We start from the raw sequence: 18,819 nt of genomic DNA on the forward strand, positions 1-18,819 counted from the left end.
AGGGTGGCTGGGAGTGGCCGGCTGGCGGAGACGAATAATCGACCAAACCACAGGGAATGGTCAAATGCCGTCGCCGCCGGTGTATCAGCGCTTGCTTGACCAGTAATCGTGCAAGGCCCTGGCGGCTGGCTCGATAGTTGCCACGCGTTGCTGATGGGCTGGTACGTCCAGGTCCGCGGGTAATTCAAAGTTGTCCTGTTCGGCGCACCAGGCGATCGCTTCCAGCTGTGCGGCCTGCTCGGCGGGCAGTGCCGGCCATTCACCCACGGCCGCGCCACGGATATAACCAAAGCACCACTCTTCGGCCAGCGTCAGTGGTTGTTCCTGATGCTCGGTTTCCTCGAAGCGCGCTTTGAACCCTTGGGCGTTCATCGCCAGTTGGCTGGCGATGGCATTCATATGGCGCACGCACAGTTCGAGGAACCGCTTGGCTTGGCTCTCACTCTCCCAATCCGGTTGCTGTCCGCCCCAGATCGCCGGGAACCACACGGCCACATCCACGAGGTTCGGGCCGGACACCAAGGCCGTGAAGTAGCCATCCAGTTCGGCCAGGTTCAATACCGAGTGATCGTCGCCGTACGTCAGCAGAATCTCCTCGATGAACTCGAAATCGGCGGGGGCGAGGGCTTGGTCGTGCATGAAAAATATCCTTAGTGCGTCCAGCGCCGCTGATGAGGCGGCGTAAAACGCGGAGGATGGCGCGTGCGAGCGATTTAATCCAGCGCTAGATCATCTTTACCGCAGGTCCAGGTGAATGGAGGCTCGCGCTGAAAATCAATCTGCCGGACAGGGTTCTACGCGTAAAAGGAATAAAGTCAGATCGCATTGGTATAAGTGGTTATAAGAAAAATCGCTATGCTGCCGCGAGAATTTTACAAGGCCGCAGGTAGTTGTAATGGATGTAGGTAATTTTGGTTTTGTGGTGGCGGGCCTGATTGTCGGTTTTATCGTCGGGATGACCGGCGTCGGTGGTGGTTCGTTGATGACCCCCATCCTGCTGTGGTTTGGTATCAACCCGGCGACGGCGGTCGGCACCGACCTGTTGTATGCCGCCATTACCAAGGCCGGCGGCGTGGCGGTGCACGGCAAGAATAAGAACATCGATTGGACCATCACCGGCTGGCTGACCTTGGGCAGTGTCCCGGCAGTGTTGTTGACGCTTTGGTTCCTCAAAAGCCTGCACACCGATCCCAGCGCGATGAACCAGGTGATCAAGCAGGCGTTGGGTGTGGTGTTGCTGCTGACGGCTCTGGCGATTCTGTTCAAGAAAAAACTCTTGGCTTTCGCCCAGCGCCATGCCGGTGACCACTACCACATGAGCCCGCGCAATCTGAACGGACTGACCGTCTTCACGGGGGCGATCCTTGGCGCCATGGTGGCGCTGACATCCATTGGCGCGGGTGCGTTGGGCACGGTGGCGTTGTTTATCCTGTATCCATTCTTGACCACCAAACGCCTGGTCGGCACCGAAATCGCGCACGCGGTCCCGCTGACACTGGTCGCAGGCCTGGGGCATGCGAGCATGGGCAATATGGATTGGCAGTTGTTGGGGTTCTTGTTGATGGGCTCGCTGCCGGGGATTTATGTGGGCAGCCATATGTCTGGCCGGGTCTCGGACGAGCTGCTGCGGCCGTGTCTGGCGGTGATGCTGGGGTTGATTGGGTTTAAGTTGGCGTTCTGAACGGTCATCGTGGTTTAACGGAGCAAGCACGGCGGTCTGAAAGTTGACCTGTTTTTCTGTAGGAGCGAGCTTGCTCGCGAAAAGCGTTAAGCATGACACGGGAAATCTGATACCTCGAAGCGCCCTCAGGTTTTTCGCGAGCAAGCTCGCTCCTACAGAGGGCGGCGCTGCCCGGCTTTTCGAAAGTGACTCGCTGTAAAAAGTGAAACCAATAGAACGGATATGTACCCCAACCCCACTAAGGCTGACGCGACTTATCCAGCCACTCCACCGCCGTACGCCAAATACAAATCCCCAGGAAATACGCCGACATCAACAACCACAAGCCCATGGTCAGCTTGTTGGTATACGGATGGTCGATCACCAACAGCAAACTGCATAACAACCAAACGGTCGTGACCGCGATGTTGATCGGCATAAAGCGCTTGACCCGGAACGGGTGCAGAAACTTCATCGGCGTCACCGTCAACAGCGCCAGGCCAATCACCGTCGCCAACGTTATCCAGGCGGGCGGGTCGATGATATATACGCACAGTGCCACTACGTTCCAGGCCGCGGGGAAGCCCTGGAAGTAATTGTCCTTGCTCTTCATGTTCACGTTGCAAAAGCAGAACAGCGAAGACACCAGAATCACCGACACCGTGAACAGGTGAGTGAAGTCCGGCAGGTCGATATAACGGTAGATAAACAGCGCTGGGATAAATACATAGGTCAGGTAGTCAATCACCAGGTCCAATACCGAGCCATCAAAACTCGGCAAGAGCGTCTGCACATTGAGCCGACGCGCCAGCGAACCGTCCACCCCATCCACCACCAATGCCAGGCCGAGCCACAACAGGCAGGCCTTGGGTTGGTTTTCCAGCAGCGCGAGGGTCGCCAGAAAAGCCAGGACCACGCCCGTGGCAGTAAAGCCATGGGCGCCCCAGGCTTTGAGTCTGGCTACATGCAGGGTCGATATCACAGGGGCGTTCTCCAAAAGATGAAACAGCGCAGCCGACGGGGAAAGGCCGTCGAATCTGGCCAAGGGATGCAAGTATCGACCGGAAAGGGGGGAATAAGGTTCACCGCCCCGGCGTTACGATTAGCGTAGCAAGCGTTGGATGATTCGGCATCAGCCCTGACGGAACACCAAGGCCTTCAGACCGCTCTGCGGATCGATGTCGGGAAATTCGGGCGGGTTTTCCAGGCGCTGTGCAAAGCGTAGACCAGGCGCTTCGCGGGTGACGCCGTCAATCAGGAAGTCTTCGCCGTACGCCGGATCGTTCATGCAGGCCAGCACCGTGCCCTGCGGCGTCAGCAGGTCGGGCAGGCGTCGCAGCACCCGCTGGTAGTCTTTGGTCAGCAGAAAACTGCCTCTTTGAAAGGACGGTGGATCAATGATCACCAAGTCATAGGGACCGCCGCTGGTTACCTTGGCCCACGACTTGAACAGGTCGTGGCCGAGAAAACTGACCTTGCCCATATCGTGGCCGTTGAGACGATGGTTGTCGCGGCCACGGCTCAGCGCGCCGCGCGCCATGTCCAGGTTGACCACATGCTCGGCGCCGCCTTCGATGGCCGCCACGGAAAAGCCGCAGGTGTAGGCAAACAGGTTCAGCACGCGCATGCCCTGAGCGTGTTCACGCACCCAATTGCGACCGTAGCGCATATCGAGGAATAACCCGCTGTTCTGTTTTTTGCCCAGGTCGATGCGATAGCGCAGGCCGCCTTCGGTGATGGTCAATTCGTCGACCACTTCCCCCACCAACCATTCAGTGGTGCTTTGCGCCAAGTAACGGTGCTGCAGCGCCAGCGTATGGGCGCCGGCCTGTTGCCATTCGCCGGAGGCGGGGAGCCGAGCCAACTGTTGCTTCAGTGCTTGCAGGTGCGCCGCTTCTGGCTCCTTGAACAACGAGATCAGGACCACGCCTTGCAACCAATCCACGGTCAATTGTTCCAGGCCCGGCCAGCAACGGCCGCGACCGTGGAACAGACGTCGGGTCTCCGCGGGTGCGGCGCGCAGGGCGGCGAGTAAGTGAGTATCGAGGGTGGCGAGTGCTTCTGGGGTCATCGGGTAGCGTCGGTGGTCATTGAGCGGGCGGCATTTTAAACACAATTGCGCTGTTTCAGGTGGTTGACGCGCACGTGGCTATCAAGGGCGCTCCGACGCTCATCCGCAAAAAGTCAGGCGCAATATAGCGCTCGTAATGCGCCTCCGACAGGAGGAAGAACTCCCGGTCAATGGCATCGCGCAAATCAGCCAAGGGACGCTCACGGAATTCTGGCAACAGCGCCAGCCCATAGGCTTCCAGGTTTGAAATCATCCGCGCGCCCCGCGCAATCAGTTGATAAGCCCAGCAATAGGGCGACTGTTGCGGCATGAAGCGGATTTTGCGCACTTCCAGCTGTTGACGCAGGCGGGCGGCATCGAACACCTCCAGCTTGCTGGCCATGACTTGCCCCAGCAATTGCTCGAGGCGCAGCCATACGGCTTGTTTCGCCTGCGCGCTGTAGCCATTCCATTGAATGACTTCATGGTGATAGCGCTTGCAGCCCCGGCACACCAGGTCGCCATAGACGGTGGAGCACAAGCCGACGCAGGGCGTCTTGATGGTTTGACTGGGCATAAATCACGACTGCCTTGGCTAATTGCCCATGGACCGCTGTCAGGCGGTCCATGGACCTGGCATCAATCCCAGCTAAGCGCGCCACCGGTCTGATACTCGATCACCCGCGTCTCAAAGAAGTTCTTCTCTTTCTTCAAGTCCATGATTTCGCTCATCCATGGGAACGGGTTGGTGGTTCCTGGGTACTCTTCCTTCAAACCGATCTGCGACAGGCGACGGTTGGCGATGAACTTGAGGTAGTCCTCCATCATCGCCGCGTTCATGCCCAAGACGCCGCGCGGCATGGTGTCGCGGGCGTATTCGATTTCCAGTTGAGTCCCTTGCAGGATCATCTGGGTCGCTTCTTCCTTCATCTCGGCATCCCACAAGTGCGGGTTTTCGATTTTGATCTGGTTGATCACGTCGATGCCGAAGTTCAGGTGCATCGACTCGTCGCGCAGGATGTACTGGAACTGTTCGGCGACGCCGGTCATTTTGTTGCGCCGGCCCATGGACAGGATCTGGGTGAAGCCGCAGTAGAAGAAGATGCCTTCGAGGACGCAGTAGTAGGCGACCAGGTTGCGCAGCAGCTCCTTGTCGGTGTCGACGGTGCCGGTTTCAAACTTCGGATCGGAGATCGAGCGGGTGTATTTCAGGCCCCAGGCGGCTTTTTTCGCGACCGACGGGATCTCGTGGTACATGTTGAAGATTTCGCCTTCATCCATGGCCAGGGATTTGATGCAGTACTGGTAGGCGTGGGTGTGGATCGCTTCCTCGAAGGCCTGGCGCAGGATGTACTGGCGGCACTCGGGGTTGGTGATCAGGCGGTACACGGCCAGCACCAGGTTGTTGGCGACCAGCGAGTCGGCGGTGGAGAAGAAGCCCAGGTTGCGCATGACGATGCGACGTTCGTCGTCGGTCAGGCCTTCGGGGTTTTTCCACAGCGCGATGTCGGCGGTCATGTTGACCTCTTGCGGCATCCAGTGGTTGGCGCAGCCGTCGAGGTACTTCTGCCAGGCCCAGTCGTACTTGAAGGGCACGAGTTGGTTGAGGTCGGCGCGGCAGTTGATCATGCGTTTTTCGTCAACCGCGACCCGGGCGGCAGCGCCTTCGAGCTCGGCGAGGCCTTCGGCGACGTCGAGCTTGTCGAGGGCGGCCTTGGCCCGAACGATGGCGGCGGAGTCACTGGCGGTGACGGCACGGGCTTCGAGGGCGGCGGCAGCGCCGGCTCCGTCGAGGCGATCCATGTTGGCTTCGGTGGCGTGGCCGGCGTTGGCGCCCTTGATCACCGCTGCACCGGTGTCTTCGTTGTCGACTTCATCCCAACTCAGCATTGAAAATACTCCTTCCTGGTCTGTCCTGACGGTGGCTGACTACTCGTCGCCCCGTTCTAAAAATATGCGGTTTGCAGGCTTCAAGGCATTGAAATGCTGCGCATAGTGTGGTCGACGCCAAGGACTCCTGCACACTATATAGTGGTTATTTATTGATTTTGGCACACTATATGGTGTTTGGTTGGGGTGGTCAACGCGCAGAAAATACGCTGTCATTGAGGTTGATGAAGCGTTCAAGAGCATCAATAAAGCGCTGATCCGTGCTGACGGGCTCTGATCGGTGTCGTCTGACTGACATTCAGCACCGGGAGTGTTAGCGTTTCGGCCTTCTTTGATTCATACAAGGGGCGGCGGTCTTGATTACACTCGACGATCATATTCAGGGCTTTTCTCGCTCGCCATTGACGCTCTGGAGCGATCTGGCACCCTGGGCACTGACTACCCAAGCACCGGCAATTGTGCGCCAGATGCTGACCAGACTGCCTACCGCCGACTATGCGATCCACGACGAAATTGCCATCCATCACACGGCAGTGGTCGAAGACGGCGCGGTGCTCAAGGGCCCGCTGATCATCGGCGCCCATTGTTTTATTGCTGCTGGAGCCTATCTGCGAGGGGGCTGCTGGCTGGATGAACACTGCATTATCGGCCCCGGAGCAGAACTGAAAACCTCCTTTGTTTTCAGCGGCAGCAAGCTGGCCCACTTCAACTTTGTCGGTGACTCGGTGCTGGGGCACGGGGTCAACCTCGAAGCGGGCAGTATCGTCGCCAACTATCGCAACGAGCGGGCCGACAAGGAGGTACAGGTACGCATCGACGGCCGTTTACAGCACACCGGTTGCGAGAAATTCGGTGCGCTGCTGGGGGACCAGTGCCGGATCGGCGCCAACGCGGTATTGGCGCCGGGAGCTGTACTCCAGCCCGGCAGCGTGGTGCGGCGTGGGCAAGTGTTCGATTGCGAAAGCCAGGACGCTTGACCGTCAGCGATAAACTGCACTGCTCCTTAAAGGCGTCAATTGCAAAAGAACGTGGTATGCCGGCGGGATATTAAATAGAATGAATCTCATTTGAGACTCACTCGCGCCGCGCAGGGTTCGCTTGTATGACTGATGCCGTATTGCCAACGCCCGCCACAGAACCGAGCCTCCACACGCTGTACCGCGACCACCGCAGTTGGCTGGAAAGCTGGCTGCGGCGACGGCTTGGCAACGCCTGGGATGCGGCCGACCTCAGCCAGGACACGTTTTTGCGGATTTTGGCCAGCGCCCAGCCGGTTGCTCAATTGCAGGAACCACGGGCTTATCTAGTGACGGTGGGCAAGCGTTTACTGGTCAATTTTCATCAGCGTCGCAGCCTTGAGCAGGCTTACCTGAATGCCTTGGCGCGCTTGCCGGAAGACTGCGTGCCGTCTCCCGAACAACGCTGGCTGTTGCTGGAGACTCTGCAGGCCTTGGATGAACTGCTCGATGGATTGCCGCCAGCGGTACGTCGGGCGTTTCTCTGGAGCCAGCTGGAAGGTCTGGGGTACCGGGAGATTGCCGAGCGGCTCAAGGTCTCCGAGCGCACGGTCAAGCGTTACATGGCCCAGGCCTATGAACATTGTCTGTTGGTGGAACTGTGAGCCGTACCGCACCGGATGTCGCACGGGCGGCGGCGCAGTGGTTGGCGTTGCTTGAATCTGGTGGCGCCACCGAGCGTGATCACACTGGTTTGCAGCAATGGCGCGACAGTCACCCGCAACACGAACAGGCCTGGCAAAAAGCACAGATGTTGCGCCAGCGTTTTGCCGATTTGCCATCCTCCCTGGCATTGGCCAGCCTTGATCGGCCGCCACCGGGCCGCCGTGCGGTACTCAAGCGCGCCCTCGGCGTGGCGGCATTGGTTCCGGCCGTGTGGTTGCTCGGCCGCCAGTTGCCCCTGGACGTCTGGCGCGCCGACCTGCATACCGCCACGGGGCAGCGTACACGGGTGCCGCTGGCCGATGGCAGTCAGTTGCAACTGAACACCGCCAGTGCAGTGGACGTGGACCTGGGGCGGCGGCGCATTGGTTTGCTGGAGGGCGAGTTGGCGCTGACCGTGCCAGGCGCAGCGGCACTGAACGTGCACACGCGCTTTGGCCAGGTCGTTGTCAGCCAGGCCGAAGTCTGCGTGCGTCAGTTCGCCAATGGCTGCCTGGTGTCAGTACTCACAGGCAGCGTGCGGGTGAGCGACGCACGCGGACAAGCCATCGCGCTCGGAGCTGGACAACAAGTGCGTTTGCAGCTCGCGGGGCTCGGTGCTCCGACGCCGTTCGATACTTTTCAGTTGGGTTGGCGCGACGGTGTATTGACGGCCAAGAACCAGCCATTGGGCGATTTCTTGCGCGAGTTGGAACGCTACCGCCCGGGCGTCCTGCGCTGGGATCCGAGCCTGGAAACCTTGCGCGTTACCGGCAGTTATCGCCTGGAAGACACCGATCGCATTCTCCAGCTGCTGGCCTCGACCCTGGCGCTGGAGGTGCATTCGCGCACGCGGTATTGGGTGACATTGGCGCCGCGCAAAAAACTGGCCTGACTTTGTAGGAGCGAGCTTGCTCGCGAAAAACCTTAACGATAACGCGTGCATTCAGGATAAACGCGGCGCCTCGAATTCTTCGCGAGCAAGCTCGCTCCTAGAGTATTCGTCTGAGGGCTGTCCCTTTTTTTCGTTTCGCCTGTCATCCAAGGCAAGTGAACGAAAACAGAGAGCCCTTTAATGCCCGTCGTCCCGCCATCGCTGCTGCGTTTGAGTCTGCTGCTGAGCCTGAGTGCCAGCCCGTTGTGTATGCCTCTGAGCTGGGCCGAGGACGCGTCCCGGCGTGGTTATGAGGTGCCTGCTGGCAGCCTGGACAGCGCCTTGACGCGGTTTGCCGGTTTGGCCGGGGTCAACCTGTCGGTGGACCCGGCGTTGGTCAGCGGCCTGCGCAGTCGTGGCATTTCCGGTGAGTTTGCCGTCGAGGAAGGTTTTGCGCGCCTGCTTCAGGGCTCGGGCCTGCAATTGCAGGCGGTGGGGGATCGCGCCTACACCCTGATTCCCGCTGCGCAAAGTGACACGCTCCAGTTGCCCGCGACCTCGATTCTCGGGGCCAGCACCACGCCGGTCGCCGAAACCTATGCCGGTGACCAAGTCACGCGCAAAGGCGCCCAAGGCTTGCTGGGGGAGGGCGACTTCATGGACACGCCGTTCAATCTCACCTCCTACACCGCCAAGGCGGTGAAGAACCTTCAGGCCCGCACCCTCGGTGAAATGGTTGCCAGTGATCCGTCGGTACGTATCACCAACCCGGCAGGAGGGCGTTTCGAGCAGTTTTCCGTGCGCGGCTTCAGCCTGTTTAACAGTGACGTGTCTTACGGTGGTCTGTATGGCGTGCTACCGACGTATGCCATCGACATGGAAATGGTCGAACGGGTCGATATCCTCAAGGGGCCTGGTGCGTTGCTCGGTGGTATCGCACCGCGCGGCAGTGTCGGCGGCGGCATCAATATCGAACCCAAGCGCGCAGCAGATGCGCCGCTGACCGAGTTCACCGGCAGCTATGCCTCGGCCGGTCAGTTCGGCGGGGCAGTGGACATAGGTCGGCGTTTCGGTGATGAACAGCAGTTTGGCGTGCGTTTCAACGGAGTGAAGCAGTCCGGCGATACCGAGTGGGATCACCAATCAGTCGATCGGGAGATGAGCGTGATTGGCCTGGACTTTCGCAAGGAGCGCGTGCGCCTGTCCCTCGACCTGGGACGCCAGGAACGCACGGCCGACGCTCCGCAGGAACGCGTAGAAGTGGCCAAGGGCAGTGTGATGCCCAAGGCTCGCGATATCCGTGACAACTTCGCCCAGTCCTGGACTTATTCCCATACCAAGGACACCTTTGGCGCGGTTCGCGGTGAGTTCGATGTCAGCGATTCGTTGATGGTCTACGCCGCCGCAGGGGCGCGCAAAGGCAACTATGACTTCCTGCGGCATGGTGTACAGGCGACCCAGAGCAATGGCGACTTCACCGTGGTGCCGCGTAGTTTTCGTCGCGATGAAGGCGTCAAAACCGTCACGCTCGGTGCTCGCAGCTGGTTCGACACCGGGGCGGTAGGGCACACGATCAACGTCAGTCTCAACCGTTTCAACATGGATTTCGACAACGCGGGCGAGCGCTACACCCCGGGCCGGAGCAACCTCTACAACCCGGTAGAGTTACCGCACCCGGGCCAGGCCGTGCGCTGGGACACCAGCACCCACACCGAGAACCGCTTCACCAGCCTGGCGCTGGCGGACACCCTGAGCTTTCTGGATGAGCGTGTCTTGCTGACGCTCGGCGCACGCTTGCAAAAGGTCCAGGTGACGTCCTGGAGCAACGGTGTGAAAGATCAGCCGGCGTACGACGAACAAGCCACGTCGCCGGCCGTGGGGCTGGTGGTGAAAGTCACCGATCAGTTGTCTCTGTACACCAACTACATGGAAGGCCTGAGCCAGGGTGAAACCGCACCTTCGAGCGGGGTACGTAACGAAAATGCGATTTTCCCACCGACCAAAAGCAAGCAGGTGGAAGTCGGCGCCAAGTACGACCTGGGCAACTTCGGCATGAGCGCCAGTGTGTTCCAGATTAAACAACCGGCCTATGGCATCGATGCCGAGGGGTTCTTCAAACCCAATGGCGAGCTACGCAACCAGGGGCTGGAGTTGAACCTGTTCGGGGAGCCCGCCAAAGGCCTGCGCTTGCTCGGTGGTGTGATGCTGCTCGACAGCGAGCAAACCAAGACTGCTCAAGGCCTGACGGATGGCAAGCGCGGCACCGGCGCGCCAGTGGCCAACGTCAACCTCGGGGCCGAATGGGACATCGAGCATCTGCAAGGCTTGACCCTGACTGCCCGCGCCATTCACACCGGTGCACAGTACCTGGACGCCGCCAACCAGCAAAAAATCGATGACTGGGAACGCTACGACCTGGGCGCACGTTACAGTTTCAAGCTGGACGAAAAACCGGTGACCCTGCGCGCCACCGTAGAGAACGTACTGGACACCACCTACTGGGCTTCGGCCGCCACCTCCAGTGACAGCGCTCCAGGCTTGACCCTGTCGACGCCGCGCACCTGGCTGGTCTCGGCAACAATCGGCTTTTGATTACGGCCAGTGCGGCGAGCTGAACGTTGCCCGACTGTGGCAACGATCAGCTCGCGCCGCAATCATTCAGCGGTTGAGCAAGCTGCGCTGCATGCGCGCAATGCCTTCTTCGAGCATCGCCCTCGGACAGCCGAAGTTCAAGCGCACAAACTGTTGGCTGTCGTCAGCAAATTCCAGGCCGGCACTCAAGCCGACCTTGGCCTGTTCGAGGAAAAACTGCTGCGGGTCATTCAGCCCCAGTGCGCTGCAATCCAGCCACGCCAGGTAGGTGCCTTGAGGGGCATGCATCACCACCCCCGGCAAGCGTTTTTGCACTGCATCCAACAGGTAGTCGCGATTGTCTTGCAGGTATGCGACCAGCGCTTGCAGCCATGCGCCGCATTGACTGTAGGCGGCCCAGGTGGCTTCCAACCCCAGTGGGCTGACGCTGTCGACCATGCCACGGCGTGCCTTGTTGAAGCGTTCGCGAATAGCGGCGTCCTGAACCACGGCAAAGCAGGTTTTTAAACCCGCGACGTTATAGGCCTTGCTCGCCGACATCAGGGTAATGGTGCGCCGCGCAATCTCCGGGCTCAGCGATGCGGTGGGGATGTGCCGGCGGCCGTCAAAACACAGCTCGGCGTGAATCTCATCAGAGATGATCAGTGCGCCGTGCTCCAGGCACGCGGTGGCGACGGCGAGCAATTCTTCACGGGGGAACACCTTGCCGATCGGATTGTGAGGATTGCTCAGCAGCAGGGCGCCCGCACCCTCCAACGCCTGGCGCAGGGCCGGCAGGGGCGTCAGGTATTCGCCCTGACTGCTCAGTTCAAACGGAACCTCGATCTTTGGCAAATCCCAGTTGCCCGCCGCGTGGCGCAAGGGCGCATAGTTGGGCGTTTGCAATACCACCGACTGACCTGGCGTGACAAAGGCGTTCAAGGCCATGTTGAAGCCCGGTTCCACACCGGGCAGGAACAGCAATTCATCGGGTTGCACGCGCCAGGCGTACTTGTGCCAAAGGTCGGCAACAATCGCCTCGCGCACTTGCGCGCGGGCCACGCTGTAACCGAGCATCTGTTGGTCCAGGCGCTGGTGCAGCACCTCAAGGATCGCCGCTGGCGCAGCGATGTCCATGTCGGCAATCCACATCGGCAGCACGTCTTCGGGGTAGCGACTCCACTTGGTGCTGCCGGTACCGAAACGCGGGTGAATCGTATCGAAATCAAAACTCATGAGGGGCGCTCGTGTCAGGAAGGCTGGCGGCAAATGAGGTTGATTCTAACCGCATACTACTGACACGCCAGAGCTGATTATCAACCGGCCCGGCATGACGGCCATGACGGCGTGGGCGATCAAACGTAGGTCGATATGAAAGGCAATCAACTTTAAAACAGTCAATCCCGCTACGCCCTCAGCAGCGCGCGGGATGTTCTATTTGACGTGTCAGAGGAGAGATTAAACCGCCGCAGTGCTGTGTCGCGCGTTTAATGTCAGTTGTTCTATAAGGTCTCTCAACGCCGCGTCTTTCTCATCAATCACCGCCTGTAACGCGTCAAAGTACTCATCCGATTGAGGGTCTGGATGAAGGCGTTTTACTTCCGCTGTTTTTCGCTGCGCATCGGAAGCGATCGCCTTGAATTGCGCGCTGTATTTTCTTTCCAGGAATCTGTGCCAGAACGAGCGGCTTAAAATATAGGTCTGCAATACCCGGCTCTTGCGCAATTTTTCCAACTCGATTTGCGCCTGTTCTATATCGCCTTTTATGTTTGGGTCATAGCGTTCTACCAGCGAGTCAAATAACATTTTGTCAGGCTGTAGCGGCAGGTTGAACGCTTTTTTCAACTTGATCCGGTAATACAGCACAACTTCAATCGTGTCGACCGAGGAGTTCTGCTGCAATAACTGGTAGGCTTTACGTTCCGCCAGTCGATCCACGTTGCTCAGGAAAAACAAGCCTTCTGCCAGTCTCAGCAGGTCTTTCTCTGCGGCATTTTGATCGGCCAGCACTGAAGTGGCTGCAATCTGCCCCAAGACTTCAAGCTTGTTAAACATCAGGATTGCGCCGTCCCCGCACGTGCCTTCGCCATAGGCTTTTCTGTACACCTCTGCGCGCAATTCGGTAGACCGCGAAATAGCCAGCAGCAGACGCCTGACGCGCTGAGTCAAGGCGATTCTGGATTCACTACTGTGTGTGTAGTCGGCTGACCAGGTCAAATCGTTCAGCAGCCTCAGCAGATCACTTGATGACGGTGTTGCCGCTTCTTCTATTCTGAGATTGAACCAGGTGTGGCGCCAATCATTGACCTCGGTTATGGGAATGCCTGACAACCAGCGCTCCACTGGACTATCAGTCATCGCCTGGTGAGTCGTACCCGGCAGGCGTCCACCCAGCTCGAAGCTATCGACACGCCGAAACTCAGCCAGCCTCGAGAGGCTGATCGCATTGAACGGGTTACCATGCAAGTAGGTGGCACGATTGGTTCGCATCATATCGGGGTTGTTGAACAAGGAGGCTGGAATACTCTGGAGCCGGTTTTCTCGCAAATCCAAATGTTGCAAACCTGTTTGAGTTTCCGCGCCGATCGGCCAACTTTCAATACCCGTGGCGCGTAAGTTCAGATGAGCCAAATGCTGCAGGGGACGAATGTCGGGCGTGACGTTAAGGTGGTTACCTTGCAACACCAGATATTCCAGATGGCTCAGCCCCATCAAGCTATTCATACTCGCCTGATCGATAGGGATGCCTCCATCCGCCAAGTCCAAATACCTCAATTCGCGCATGTCGCCAATGGAAGTGGGTATGCGGCTGAGGTGTGCATGGTCAATGGTCAGAATTTTTAAATTGCTGAACAGCCGCAAAAAACGCTCATAGTCTTCAGTGCGATCTACTTGAAGGGTTTCGGGGAGCGAGGGTCGCGAAATTTCGAGGCTCGCGACATGATTAAAGTCGCCACTCAGAAACGTCGGGATTTCAGCATATTGTGTGCATTCCAAGCGGAGGGTGTAACCCAGCTCGACACCGGTGTCATCGAAAAACACTACAGTCTCGCGACGCCAGGCCTTGAGAATTTCTTCTTTCATGCGGACCCGATCGTTTCGAGTAAATATTGTCCTCGGTCCCCTGGCCGAATCACGCCATGCGTTGAGCTGTGCGACCAGCGTGTCATATTCAACCCTTCTGCGTTCCAACTCGACAATCAGTTGCGGTCCGGACAGATTGAGTGACTGCATAAAACTATTGGCTTGCTCAATACTGAAGCTGGGGTACAGCGCCATGGTTTTTTGAAGTTGCTCGCTGGGATGGACCCAATTCGCAACACGGGAAAAAAAACCTCGAATGGATGAGGGGTAGGCGATGAATGATATATCCACATTCAGGGGTGAAGATAACCATTGCGGCAATACTTTTTTGCCGAGCACGGCTTTTGAAATATCACGTTTTTCAGCAGCGTTTGTTACCAGCGCTTGCTTGAATTCAGGAAGCTGGTCTTTGCTGTCGACCTTCATGGTCTTTCGTTCCGCGGGATTTAACAGCGCCCATACGGATTCCAGCAAGTTATCGCCTTGTTGGGGCAACTGATTTAAAATGTCACCTTGCTCGTTGCAAGCAAAATAGTGACTGCCTTTTTTTAGCAGGATTTTACGCTGGTCGCTGTGAGTATTCCCGACACTCAGAAGGGGCGTTTCAGTCACGTTGTTTTCAAATACGTCCAAGCGGGTATCCTCAGGCCAGCCGGGCTGGGAGACCACCTCATGCAATAACAAGTGGGTGCTTTCAGCACTCGCCAGCGTGTCTTTATAGAGCCCTTCCAGCGCCCGATTGAGTTCCACTTCTTTTTGCACCCAATCGATGTGCTCGGCAACCCTGAAAGGAACAACCCCTTCTTTCAAGGTTTGCCGTTCTAGCTGAGTGGTTTGTTTGAGCATGCACTCGATGACACTGACGGGCAGTTGCGGGTACTTCGCGGCCAGGGCCGAAATATCAGGGTCATGGCTGAACTCCCGCTGCCGGTAAAGCCGCTCGAAAAGTTTGAATTTTGTGCTTTCAACCGCATCGGCGATTTTCCTGGCCAACTTCACGATTTGCTGCTCGATGGTCAGGCCTGTTTCGCCCAACACGTTTTCCATATGCTGAGCATTCGAACGCTCGACGATCAATGTCAAGAAATCAGGGCCATCCATCTCTTCGCGGGTCAGGCTGATTGCGGACAAGGCTGCACTTTCTGATTCTCCGTACGTACCCACGACGCGTCCCTGAGCATCAACTATGTTTAATTGAGTCTGCGCAAAGAAACCCGGGATGTTGGTCAATCCCCATAGCTGGATATTTGAATCCTGTTGCGTGCCGCTAGGGTAGTAACGCATCTGTTCGATAAACACATCAATGTCGTCCAGTACCTTGAAACGCTTGCAGGTATCGAGCAGGTACACCGGCGCGGTTAGATTGTTTCTGTGTACATAACGCAAGGCGCTGGCCCGGACTCCGGTGATCGCCAGAACGTGGCTGATGACCTCGTTGGAAAAGTTATAAAGCTGATTGCTCAAACGGCGGAACAGTTTTGTCACTGGCCACACCAGCGGTTCCTCTGTCACACGACGCCATGCGCCTGCCGAGTTATGTTCCAGAACCGGCTGGTTTTCCTGCTCGCCTCTCGGGTGTTTTAACTTGAAACGTTTTTCAGCAGTATCGTATTCGACCTGAAATATGCGCCCATCCAGTGGCAGGTATTGCTTGCCGTCAACCTGGTAAATTCCCAGGGCATCGGGCCTGAGGCCGGCGGGCAGAATCACATTACTCTCATAGGCCAATAACGGCGCCTGGTCCAAGTGTGACTCGCCACTGGGCAAACGTTGGGCCGAAGCGGCGTTACCCAATGTGGTTCGCAACCCGTTGATATCAGCCGGGCTGCCCATGCCCATCAACGTCCGTTCTTCGGGCGTCAGGACATCGCTGATTGCCAGATAAAAACTATCGGTATTATCCGGCACCGCTTGCAGGGTTGAAGAGTGAGGCGGGGCCACTTGATAGCGCTCGTCACCTAAATGTTCGAGGACGATCGTTCGATCATCCGCGCCCATCCGTTGATACGGCTTATACAGTTCTTCCTGGGAACGCTGGGTAATGATCAGCGACCTGTCCAATTTGATATCCAGCTGTTGTGCTGCAAAGGTTCGGGCCCAGATGTCATATTCTTGGTTGTATCGGCGTGGGTGATAGATGCTATCAATGGCTCGGTTGACTTGCTCTGTTTCCAGATACTTTTGCGCCAGGCTGAAGTACTGGTTCGGCAATTTAAGTTGCTGGCGCAGCGCAGTGCTGTCCGCCTCGGAGAGAGGGTGATTGCGCAATATCTCGCGCGCACCCACCTCAGACAAACCGCTGAAAAACATTCTGAAGCTATTCAATGTCTGGCTGAACGGGCTGTTGTCGACAGCCCGTTGGTTGGGCAAGAATTTTCCGCTCTCGCTGTTAATTGCCCACGGGTGATCCCGGGTCAAACCTTCGAGGTTATACAGTGTATCGTGCAGGGTTATTCGTTCCGCTCTGGCGAGTGTCGCAATGTGCTCACGTATCACTGCAATCCGAGCACTTTCGCTGCGGTTTTTATTATCTTCGCGACCTAACAATGAGGAGTCAGGTAGTTGTCTCAATATGACTCGGAACAACGGGTCGCTTGTGGTTTCCCCCAGGCCGTGATCATCCAATGCTGTATAGGTACCATCCGCCTGGCGCTTGATGCTCACCACCGTAGGCAATCCGTGTATATCGCCCTTGCGGGTGTACGATTCAATCAAGCCGCCATCGGCATCCCACACATTCAAGGTGGAGTGGTCGGGCCAACTGTCCAGTTGCGTTAACAGACCGAATACCACTTCATGCATCAGATGCGGCATCTGATCCTGCTGAGTGAAGTCGTCGGTCAAATGCTCGATGACCTTGTCGATGTGCAACCGGCGCACCCCCTCCAGCAGATGCGCCGGTGCCGGCTGACCGTCCCACACCTTTTTCAGGACATCATGTGTGATACCGGTACTTTTCAGCATTTTGGTGAGTTGGGTGCTGGAGAACGGCTTTGAATTGGTCGGCAGCATTCGCTGCAACAAATCAATGTCGGATAACGTGTGGATGTTCTCGACCTGCAGATGCCAGCGTTGCACGTTTACATCAAACGCCACGCAGGGACAGTAGAGGGCAGGGTTTGACGCGACCAGGGTGAACGCTTTGCGCTTGTCGTCATACACCACTTGTATGGCAACCTGTTGTTCCTCCGTACTGAGTTTTACGTAAGAGTATTCACCCACTTGATAAATGCCTTGATCATTTGGGGTAAGGCCATCAAGTAATAACACGTCAACTTTTTCATAGGGTTCTATGGTCGGCGTCCACAGTTCTTGTTGGCCGTCCTCACGCATGACCCGTTGCGGTTTATCCAGTTTATGCCACAGCTCCCTCATGCGCTGGCTGTGCAAGCGACTGGCTGTCAGTGACAAACGCAAGCTGATGACCAAGTCCAGGCAATCGGCCAGCGCAGAGGCAAACTCCGCGTGCTGACCTTTGGTAAGTGCAATGCCACCACTGACCAAGCTATAACCCAGAGAGCCGAATAGCGCGGTCTGCATAATGCGGTTCAAACCCAAGACGCCGCCCGGTAGAGGTAACGTCAATAGCTCAAGGACTTCCCCACCGACTTGAATGGCATGGGTTTTGAACGCATTCCAGTCGGCCTCCGAGCGCGTACTGGCGAGTAAACTCAATGCTTCACGATAGCGGCCTGCCTGGTGGGTGGAGACAACGGCGGCAAGGTGTGGCGAACGCGATTCCAGGGGTTGCCCGGTAATACGCATGCGCTCGAAGCTCTGGTCGGTGAACTCGTAACGAACGGGTTCGTATTGCATGGCTTGAGCCAGCAAGAACCGTTGCGGGTCTTGCGTCTTTGATACGCTGCGCAGTTTTTCAAACGCCGACAACTGAGCAGGCGAGAGCTGGCTCGTAAACCAGCCCATGTCTTCCTGTTGATAGCTTTGCTTGAGCAGCGCCTTGAAGGTTTGCAGGGACTCAGCGAAAGAGTGGTGTAGAACAAATGCCCCGCCACGGCGCTGCGGGAAATAGCTTAAATGCGTGCTCTCATCGGCTAGCTGGACAAGGAACAGCGGATAGTACGAGCCGCCTCCCGCTTCATTTGACGTCAGGGTGATCTGTGCCTGACCCTGCTCAAGGGCTTTTTTATATCGGCCGTACAACGGTTCTGTAAGACCGCTATTGCTTGAATCCCTGAGCGCTTCGAGTAATTCGAATTTGATGCATACCTTCGCGGCATCGTCTATCAGGGTACGCAACGTGCCTCCCGCACTCAGCGATGCTTCGATTTCACGTTTCAGCTGTTGTCCCAGGTCCAACTCCCGCGAAATACGAATGAACGTCTTGATTGACAAATGTTCTGCGTTTTCACCCTTCAGGGTACTGGCCGTTTCATAGCTGAACCCCGTCACGTCTGCATACGAAGTGGTGTAACCAAAGTTAAGACAGGCTGCACGCCACACACTCATTGTGCTGACATGCAATTTGAATCTTGATTCGTCCAATGCTCGGCGGCGGCGCCCAATGCCCAGGTTTTTTTTGGTCACGGCCCACAGCGAAGGACGTTCGATAACTTCCCCATAACGGGTCGATATGAACATTTTTTCGGGGTTCAAGGTTAGGCCGGTGGCGGTCTTGAGCGCTTCGATCAAACGCGCCAGACCCTGTTTTTTGAAGGTGTTTGTGATTCGAGCACTTTCGTTCTCGACATCTTTCAGGGCTTTCAGTGCCGCACGCTCAAGTACCACATATTCGCGCTGTTGCTCATCGCTGAGCGTGGCAAAGCTTTTGCGGACTTGCGTCTGAAGGTGACGCAGCGCTTCTTGCATTTGCCATTGCTCGGATGAAAGCAGAAGTTGGGTTGAAGGATTAAACAGCGTTGAATTTTCCGACATCATGTACTACTCGAAAGAGTGAAAGCACTAACATCGCAGTTATATACCCACTCTGTGCGTTACATAGATGCCGTTGCCCGCTGCCGCCAGTGTTAGATATTCAATAAGCGATCACCGCTTCATGCAGACCTGGAGCGTA

12 protein-coding genes are annotated in these 18,819 nt (G+C 57.1%); 5 read left to right on the plus strand and 7 right to left on the minus strand.

The genetic code is table 11. The features are described from left to right. Window positions 1-84 precede the first annotated feature (84 nt). Window positions 85-639 (minus strand): UPF0149 family protein, encoded by a 555-nt coding sequence (locus tag BLU75_RS09130; protein WP_084381440.1) that lies wholly within the window; start codon window positions 637-639, stop codon window positions 85-87. Between the two features lie 256 nt (window positions 640-895). Between BLU75_RS09130 and BLU75_RS09135 the strand changes: the two genes are divergently transcribed. Next, on the plus strand, window positions 896-1,681 hold the full coding sequence (locus BLU75_RS09135) for a sulfite exporter TauE/SafE family protein (protein ID WP_084381439.1): 786 nt from the start codon (window positions 896-898) through the stop codon (window positions 1,679-1,681). A gap of 238 nt (window positions 1,682-1,919) precedes the next feature. On the opposite strand, the gene pcsA is transcribed toward BLU75_RS09135, so the two are convergent. The 4 genes from pcsA to BLU75_RS09155 form a co-directional block, all read right to left on the minus strand. Further along, complete coding sequence (gene pcsA / locus BLU75_RS09140) at window positions 1,920-2,642, minus strand: phosphatidylcholine synthase (protein WP_084381438.1); 723 nt, start codon at window positions 2,640-2,642, stop codon at window positions 1,920-1,922. Between the two features lie 150 nt (window positions 2,643-2,792). Further along, a complete protein-coding gene (locus BLU75_RS09145; RefSeq protein WP_084381437.1) occupies window positions 2,793-3,731 on the minus strand; it encodes a class I SAM-dependent methyltransferase in 939 nt (312 codons plus the stop codon). A gap of 55 nt (window positions 3,732-3,786) precedes the next feature. Continuing rightward, entirely contained in the window at window positions 3,787-4,287 is a 501-nt protein-coding gene (locus BLU75_RS09150) for a DUF1289 domain-containing protein (RefSeq protein ID WP_084381436.1), read from the minus strand. A 62-nt stretch (window positions 4,288-4,349) separates the two neighbouring features. Beyond that, a complete protein-coding gene (locus tag BLU75_RS09155) occupies window positions 4,350-5,600 on the minus strand; it encodes a ribonucleotide-diphosphate reductase subunit beta (RefSeq protein WP_090221425.1) in 1,251 nt (416 codons plus the stop codon). A 356-nt stretch (window positions 5,601-5,956) separates the two neighbouring features. Here BLU75_RS09155 and BLU75_RS09160 point away from each other — a divergent pair, with 356 nt between their 5' ends. The 4 genes from BLU75_RS09160 (at window position 5,957) to BLU75_RS09175 (ending at window position 10,724) form a co-directional block, all read left to right on the plus strand. Further along, window positions 5,957-6,577, plus strand: a complete 621-nt coding sequence (locus tag BLU75_RS09160; protein ID WP_084380823.1) for an LbetaH domain-containing protein — start codon at window positions 5,957-5,959, stop codon at window positions 6,575-6,577. A gap of 125 nt (window positions 6,578-6,702) precedes the next feature. Continuing rightward, window positions 6,703-7,221 (plus strand): sigma-70 family RNA polymerase sigma factor, encoded by a 519-nt coding sequence (locus tag BLU75_RS09165; RefSeq protein WP_084380824.1) that lies wholly within the window; start codon window positions 6,703-6,705, stop codon window positions 7,219-7,221. Then, entirely contained in the window at window positions 7,218-8,153 is a 936-nt protein-coding gene (locus BLU75_RS09170) for a FecR domain-containing protein (protein WP_084380825.1), read from the plus strand. Before BLU75_RS09165 ends, BLU75_RS09170 begins: the two co-directional genes overlap by 4 nt. 180 nt (window positions 8,154-8,333) lie before the next feature. After that, window positions 8,334-10,724, plus strand: a complete 2,391-nt coding sequence (locus BLU75_RS09175) for a TonB-dependent receptor (RefSeq protein WP_090221426.1) — start codon at window positions 8,334-8,336, stop codon at window positions 10,722-10,724. 66 nt (window positions 10,725-10,790) lie between these two features. On the opposite strand, the gene BLU75_RS09180 is transcribed toward BLU75_RS09175, so the two are convergent. Then, window positions 10,791-11,939, minus strand: coding sequence for a MalY/PatB family protein (locus BLU75_RS09180; RefSeq protein ID WP_084380827.1), 1,149 nt, complete (start codon window positions 11,937-11,939; stop codon window positions 10,791-10,793). 222 nt (window positions 11,940-12,161) lie between these two features. Further along, window positions 12,162-18,683 (minus strand): NEL-type E3 ubiquitin ligase domain-containing protein, encoded by a 6,522-nt coding sequence (locus BLU75_RS09185; protein ID WP_090221427.1) that lies wholly within the window; start codon window positions 18,681-18,683, stop codon window positions 12,162-12,164. Window positions 18,684-18,819: the final 136 nt, after the last annotated feature.

The organism is Pseudomonas mucidolens (assembly GCF_900106045.1).
Lineage (GTDB): Bacteria > Pseudomonadota > Gammaproteobacteria > Pseudomonadales > Pseudomonadaceae > Aquipseudomonas > Aquipseudomonas mucidolens.